General features: G+C 70.7%; 9 protein-coding genes. 2 read left to right on the top strand and 7 right to left on the bottom strand.

The window, feature by feature from the left end:
- The coding region (locus tag GC722_RS05980) for a helix-turn-helix domain-containing protein (protein WP_197429840.1) at nt 1-437 on the bottom strand (437 nt) is incomplete at its 3' end.
- Nucleotides 438-746: 309 nt separating this feature from the next.
- Between GC722_RS05980 and GC722_RS05975 the strand changes: the two genes are divergently transcribed.
- Complete coding sequence (locus GC722_RS05975) at nt 747-992, top strand: hypothetical protein (protein WP_156608709.1); 246 nt, start codon at nt 747-749, stop codon at nt 990-992.
- A 147-nt stretch (nt 993-1,139) separates the two neighbouring features.
- Here the strand turns inward: GC722_RS05975 and rplL are convergent, their stop codons facing one another.
- Together rplL and rplJ are read right to left on the bottom strand one after the other, a co-directional pair.
- Nucleotides 1,140-1,532 (bottom strand): 50S ribosomal protein L7/L12, encoded by a 393-nt coding sequence (rplL, locus tag GC722_RS05970; protein ID WP_156608706.1) that lies wholly within the window; start codon nt 1,530-1,532, stop codon nt 1,140-1,142.
- 14 nt (nt 1,533-1,546) lie between these two features.
- Nucleotides 1,547-2,197: a 50S ribosomal protein L10 gene (rplJ, locus tag GC722_RS05965; RefSeq protein WP_156608704.1), complete on the bottom strand. Its 651-nt coding sequence runs from the start codon at nt 2,195-2,197 to the stop codon at nt 1,547-1,549.
- Between the two features lie 394 nt (nt 2,198-2,591).
- Between rplJ and GC722_RS05960 the strand changes: the two genes are divergently transcribed.
- Complete coding sequence (locus tag GC722_RS05960; protein WP_156608702.1) at nt 2,592-3,281, top strand: C40 family peptidase; 690 nt, start codon at nt 2,592-2,594, stop codon at nt 3,279-3,281.
- Nucleotides 3,282-3,379: 98 nt separating this feature from the next.
- Here the strand turns inward: GC722_RS05960 and rplA are convergent, their stop codons facing one another.
- From rplA to secE, 4 genes are all read right to left on the bottom strand, one after another.
- Nucleotides 3,380-4,081: a 50S ribosomal protein L1 gene (gene rplA / locus GC722_RS05955; RefSeq protein ID WP_156608700.1), complete on the bottom strand. Its 702-nt coding sequence runs from the start codon at nt 4,079-4,081 to the stop codon at nt 3,380-3,382.
- A gap of 79 nt (nt 4,082-4,160) precedes the next feature.
- Nucleotides 4,161-4,592, bottom strand: coding sequence for a 50S ribosomal protein L11 (rplK, locus tag GC722_RS05950; protein WP_156608697.1), 432 nt, complete (start codon nt 4,590-4,592; stop codon nt 4,161-4,163).
- A 61-nt stretch (nt 4,593-4,653) separates the two neighbouring features.
- The gene (gene nusG, locus GC722_RS05945) at nt 4,654-5,517 is read right to left on the bottom strand and encodes a transcription termination/antitermination protein NusG (RefSeq protein WP_331714436.1); all 864 of its coding nucleotides are present in this window, start codon (nt 5,515-5,517) and stop codon (nt 4,654-4,656) included.
- A 29-nt stretch (nt 5,518-5,546) separates the two neighbouring features.
- Nucleotides 5,547-6,134: a preprotein translocase subunit SecE gene (gene secE / locus GC722_RS19180; protein WP_331714432.1), complete on the bottom strand. Its 588-nt coding sequence runs from the start codon at nt 6,132-6,134 to the stop codon at nt 5,547-5,549.
- Nucleotides 6,135-6,246: the final 112 nt, after the last annotated feature.

Below are 6,246 nucleotides of genomic sequence, written 5' to 3'. Positions count from 1 at the left end.
GCCGCCTGCTCGCTCTCGTCGCCCTCGAACAGCGCCCGGGCCCGCATCATCGACAGCGACCAGGCGTCGGCGAGCTCGCCGCGGGTGGCGGCCTCACGGGCGGCGGCCTCCGCGGTGCGGGCCGCCCAGGCGAACCGGTGCTCGGCGTGGGCGCGCTGGATCTCGTGGTAGGCGGTGACCCGCTCGACCTCCCCCGCCCCGGCGACCACGGGCTCGTCGCTGGTGATCTGCTCCGGGCTCACCCCCAGCCGGGAGGCGAAGTACTGCACCAGCTCGGGGCTCAGCCGGCGCCGGCCCTTCTCGACGTGGGAGACGTAGCTGCCGCTGAACCGGTCGCCGCCGAGGTCGGCCTGCGACAGCTGCCGCTCGCGCCGCAGGCGCCGCAGCCGCTCGCCGATCAGACGGTCCTCCTGGGTCACCTCGACCGTGTCGGTCATCGCTCCTCCTCCGTGGACGCCGCGACCCGAAATCTGTGAGCCGACCTTGCGCATCGTGAAGATTTGTCACAGGCTTGTCGTGGTGGACTTGACAAACCTGACCACGAGTCAAGCGCTTGACGCGTGCCAGGTCAAGGGACGTCCCGCAACGGAAGGCCGAGGGGAGCTGACCGCGGCTGCGGGAGTCCCGGTCGGGACCCGCCAGCCGGGCACCCAGCCCGGAGTGCACGAACCGGCCGAGCAGCCGTGCCGCCCCGGTGCCAGACGAGTCGCCTGGCACCAGAAGACACGACCGAACAGGACAGACACATGAACATCTCTGCCAAGAAGATCCTCACCTCCGCCGTCGCCGCCGCCGCCCTGCTCCTCGGCGGCGCCGCCAGCGGAGCACTCGTCGACGACCAGGCCGGCGGTGGGATCTGGTACAAGCCCAGCAGCTCCTCCGTCGACTCCGCCGGTGGCGGCATCTGGTACAAGGCCAGCAGCCGCTCCCTCGAGTCGGCCGGCGGCGGCATCTGGTACAAGCCGGTCGCCCCCAAGGCCGACTCCCTCTGACCTGACGCGGGACCCTCGGCCGGTCCCGCCGCGTGCCTGCCTGTCGGCCCACCCCCGAAACACAGCACGGCCCCGCACCCTGGTGGGTGCGGGGCCGTCTGTCGTCCTGACCGGGTCAGGAGCGGGGTGCTCCGGTGAGCGGGGAGGTCACTTCAGGGTGACGCTGGCGCCGGCAGCCTCGAGCTGCTCCTTGGCCTTGTTGGCGTCGTCCTTCTTGACCTTCTCCAGGATCGCCTTGGGGGCGGACTCCACCAGGTCCTTGGCCTCCTTGAGACCGAGGCTGGTGAGGGCGCGCACCTCCTTGATGACCTGGATCTTCTTGTCGCCGGCGGACTCGAGGATGACGTCGACCTCGTCGCTCTCCTCCTCGGCCGGGGCGTCGCCACCGGCACCACCGGCGGCGGGGGCGGCGGCCACGGCCACCGGGGCGGCGGCGGTGACGCCGAAGGCGTCCTCGAAGGTCTTCACGAACTCGCTGAGCTCGATCAGGGTCATCTCCTTGAAGGCGTCAAGGAGCTCCTCGTTGCTGAGCTTTGCCATGGTGGCGTCCTTTCTCACTGGTCCTGCGCAGCGGCGGCTGCGTCGGTCTCGGCCTCGGCAGCAGGTGCTGCGTCGGTGTCGGCAGCAGGCGCTGCGTCGTTCTCGGGCTCCTGGGTCTGCCCAGCGCCGGCTCCGGCGATGAGCGAGGGGTCTGCCTCCGCGGCCGTCTGGAGCGCACCCAGGACGCGGGCGGCCTGGGAGAGCGGGGCGGCGAAGAGGGACACGGCGTTCTGCAGGGTGCCCTGCATGGCGCCGGCGAGCTTGGCGAGGAGGACCTCGCGCGACTCCAGATCGGCCAGCTTCCTGACCTGGTCGGCGTCGAGGGCACGGCCCTCCATGACACCACCCTTGATGACCAGGAGCGGGTTCGCCCGGGCGAAGTCACGCAGACCCTTGGCGACGTTGACGACGTCACCCTTGATGAAGGCGATCGCGGTGGGACCGACGAGCAGCTCGTCGAGCCCCTCGATGCCGGCCTCCCGGGCCGCGATCTGGGTCAGCGTGTTCTTCGTCACGGCGTAGCTGGCTTCGTCTCCGAGCGAGCGGCGCAGCTCCTTGAGCGCCGCCACGGAGAGTCCGCGGTACTCGGTCAGCACGGTGGCCTGGGAGCTGCGGAACTCCTCCGTCAGCTCGGCCACGCTGGCTGCCTTGTCTGGCCTCGCCATGGGTCTCCTTCCCACGTCTGGTGTTCGACCGGCGCGGCGCGCGGCCGTGCCGGACCGACGACCCCCGGGAACGGAAAAAGCCCCGGCACGCAGGCACGGGGCTCGAGGAGGCCAGGCCTCCTCCAACACGGTTCCTGCGCGGGCATCTCTGCTGAGAACTTCGGATCGGTCACCCGATCAACCAGCGGTCTTCGGCGCGTCGAGTCTAGGCCAGCGGGCAGCCGCGACCAAATCGGCCCCGGACGCACCCTCGGTCGCCCGTCTCACGGTACAACCTGAACGACATCTGAGAATTGCCACAGAGTCGTCTGTGGGTTACGTTCCGGTCGGCGGTGGGAGTCCCCCACCCCGGCCGCGCTCGGGGCGCGGCTCCACCGAGGGACGGAATTCACCCATGCACCCAGTTCTCAGATCCGCCGCGGCCCTGGTGGCCAGCCTGGCGCTCGGCGCCGGCATCGCGGTCACCAGCTCCGGCACGGCGGAGGCGGTCACCTGCCGCACCCAGCTGTCGTCCTACCCGACGGTCAAGAAGGGCTCGAAGGGGTCCGCGGCCAAGGCGGCGGAGTGCCTGCTCCGCTCCTCCGGCTACGCCACCACCCGCAACGGCTCGATCTCGGCCTGGGACGTCAAGCAGATCAAGGCCTACGAGAAGAAGCAGGGCTTCACCCCCGACGGCGTCGTCGGCTGGCGCACCTGGCAGCGGCTGCTGGACGGCGCCGGCGCCCGCAGCACCTCCAAGGCCGACAAGGCGGTGGCCTTCGCCAAGGCGCAGCTGGGCGACAGCTACCGCTACGGCGGCACGGGCCCCAGCTCCTGGGACTGCTCGGGGCTGACCCAGGGCGCCTGGAAGGCTGCCGGCGTCTCGCTCCCCCGCACCACCCAGGCGCAGTACAGCGGCGGCGGCAAGAAGGTCTCCAAGTCCCAGCTCAAGTCCGGTGACGTCGTCTTCTTCTACTCCGGACGCAGCCACGCCGCCATCTACGTCGGCGGCGGCTACGTCATCCACGCCTCCCGCCCCGGCAAGCCGGTGCAGAAGGTCAAGATGTCGACCATGCCGTTCAACGGCGCCGTGCGCCCCGCCTGAGGGCAGCCACCGCACGCCGGACGGCACGGACCGGCCCCGCACGCACGACGGCCCCCGACCTCAGTGGTCGGGGGCCGTCGTGCGTGCGGGCGGCTAGCTCACTCGGCGTCGGGCTTGACCCGGTTGGCGTCCACCAGGACGCCGGGGCCCATGGTCGAGGACACGGTGATCTTCTTGATGTAGCGCCCCTTGGAGCTGGACGGCTTGAGCCGCAGCACCTCGTCGAGGGCGGCGAAGTAGTTGTCCTGGAGCTGGTCCTCGCCGAAGGAGGTCTTGCCCACGATGAACTGCAGGTTGGCGTGCCGGTCCACCCGGAACTCGATCCGCCCGCCCTTGATGTCGCTCACGGCCTTGGCGACGTCGACGGTCACGGTGCCGGTCTTGGGGTTCGGCATCAGACCGCGCGGGCCGAGCACCCGTCCGAGCCGGCCGATCTTGCCCATCATGTCCGGGGTGGCCACGACGGCGTCGAAGTCGAGGTAGCCGCCGGTGATCTTCTCGACCAGGTCGTCGGAGCCGACCTCGTCGGCGCCGGCGGCGATCGCGGCCTCCGCACGCTCACCGGTGGCGAAGACGAGGACCCGTGCCGTCTTGCCGGTGCCGTGGGGCAGGTTCACGGTGCCGCGGACCATCTGGTCGGCCTTGCGGGGGTCGACGCCCAGCCGCATGGCCACCTCGACGGTCTCGTCGAACTTGGCCTTGGAGGCGGCCTTCACCAGGGCGAGGGCCTCCTTGGGGGTGTACAGGCGCTCGCCGTCCAGCTGGGAGGCGGCCTGGATGTAGGTCTTGCTGCGCTTCATGTCTGGTTCCTTCTTCTCGACCAGGTGTGGTGCGGGCCGCGCCGGCCCTCCCACGGGTGGTTGGTGGTGCTGCGAGGGCTCAGCCCTCGACGGTGACGCCCATCGAGCGGGCGGTGCCCTCGACGATCTTCATCGCCGCGTCGACGTCGTTGGCGTTGAGGTCGGGCAGCTTGGTGCTGGCGATCTCGCGGACCTGGTCGCGGGTGAGGCGACCGACCTTCTCCTTGTGCGGGACGCCGGAGCCCTTCTGCAGCCCGGCGGCCTTCTTGATGAGCTCCGCGGCCGGCGGGGTCTTGGTGACGAAGGTGAAGGTCCGGTCCTCGTAGATGGTGATCTCGACCGGGATCACGTTGCCCCGCTGCGACTCGGTCGCGGCGTTGTAGGCCTTGCAGAACTCCATGATGTTCACGCCGTGCGGACCGAGGGCGGTACCGACCGGCGGGGCCGGCGTCGCGGCGCCGGCGTTCAGGGCCACCTTGACGAGTGCGGCGACCTTCTTCTTGGGAGGCATGGTTGTGGGTCCTTGCTCGGTTGGTTTCTGGCCGGTGCCACCGGCCGCTTCTGGCGGGCTCTCAGACCTTGGAGATCTGAGGGAAGGTGAGGTCCACGGGCGTGTCGCGGCCCAGGATCTCGACCAGCGCCTTGAGGCGCTGGTTGTTCACGTTGATCTCGGTGATGGTGGCGTGGACGCCGGCGAAGGGTCCGTCGGTCACCATGACCGAGTCGCCCACGGCGTAGTCGGCCACCTCGACCTTCTTCTTGCGCCGCACCGGGGCGTCGGAGGCGGCGTTGGCGGCCGCGATGACGGACGGGGCGAGCATCTTCTCGACCTCGTCCAGGCTCAGCGGCACCGGCGAGGTGGCGTGGCCGACGAAGCCGGTGACGGAGGGCGTGTGGCGCACCGTCGCCCAGGACTCGTCGGTGAGGTCCATCCGGACCAGCACGTAGCCCGGCAGCACCGTCCGGCGGACCTGCTTCTTGGCGCCGTTGCGGATCTCCACCACCTCCTCGGTGGGGACGACCACCTCGAAGATGTAGTCCTCCATGTTCAGCGACTGGACCCGGTTCTCCAGGTTCTGCGCGACACGGTTCTCCATGCCGGAGTAGGTGTGCACGACGTACCACTCGCCGAACTTGGACTCGAGGTCGGCGCGGAGCCGGGCCACGGCCTCCGCGGCCGGGTCCGGCCCGTCCTCGGCGGCCTCGTCCTCGTCCTCGGTCTCGTCCTGCTCGGTGCCGAAGTCGAGGTCGAGCGCGGTGTCGGGCTCCTCGTCCTCGTCGGTGCCGAAGTCGAGGTCGATGCCGCTGTCGTCGTCGCCGCCCTGCTCGGCACCGAGGTCGCCGAGGTCCAGCTCGACCTCGTCACCGGAGCGCTCCGGTGCGCCGAGGTCGATCTCGACCTCGGGCTGGTCGTCCTGGGTCGGGTTGTCTGACACGTTCTCTCCGTACTCGTTCGTCGGGCTCATCAGCGGAACACCTGCAGCAGGGCCCAGCCGAAGAGCAGGTCCAGCAGGCTGACCACGGCGATCATGAACACCACGAAGACGAGCACCACCACGAAGTAGGTGCGCATCTGCTCCGCGGTCGGCCAGACCACCTTCCGCAGCTCGCCCACCGACTCGTTGACGAAGGTGACCGGACCGGTGCGCGAGGTGTCCTGCGCCGCCTCGGCCTCGCTGCGACGCCGGGTGGCGCGGCCCTTGCGGCCGGCCTCGTCGCCCGTCTCGGCCTGACGGCGGACCGGGCGCCGGCTGACGCCGCCCGCACCCACCAGCGCGGGCTCGTCGCTCTCCTCGCGGTCCTCACCGTCGGCGGCGGCCTCGCGGTCCTCACCGTCGGCGGCGGCCTCGCGGTCCTCCGCGTCGGCCTCGGCCTGCGCGGCCGCCTCGGCGGCCTCGTCGCGGACCGCGCCCACGTCCGCCGGGTCGCTCAGCTCGCCGGGTGCGCCGGACGAGCCGGGCTCGACGGCGTCGGTGGGGTCGACGGCGTCCGGCTCATGGCGAGACGACGGGTCCGACCCGGGGGTCGGCTCCGTGTTCTTCTCATCAGCCACGCGACGTCCTCACATCTCCGCTTCGAGCCGTGACGCGACACGACCCAGTCGACTTCCGTCCCCCTCCGGTGGCCGGGACGGTCCGCATGCAGGAGCGGTGCTCCAGGCACCA

The organism is Auraticoccus cholistanensis, assembly GCF_009742705.1.
Taxonomy (GTDB): domain Bacteria; phylum Actinomycetota; class Actinomycetes; order Propionibacteriales; family Propionibacteriaceae; genus Auraticoccus; species Auraticoccus cholistanensis.
This window is presented reverse-complemented; position numbering and strand designations above follow the sequence as displayed.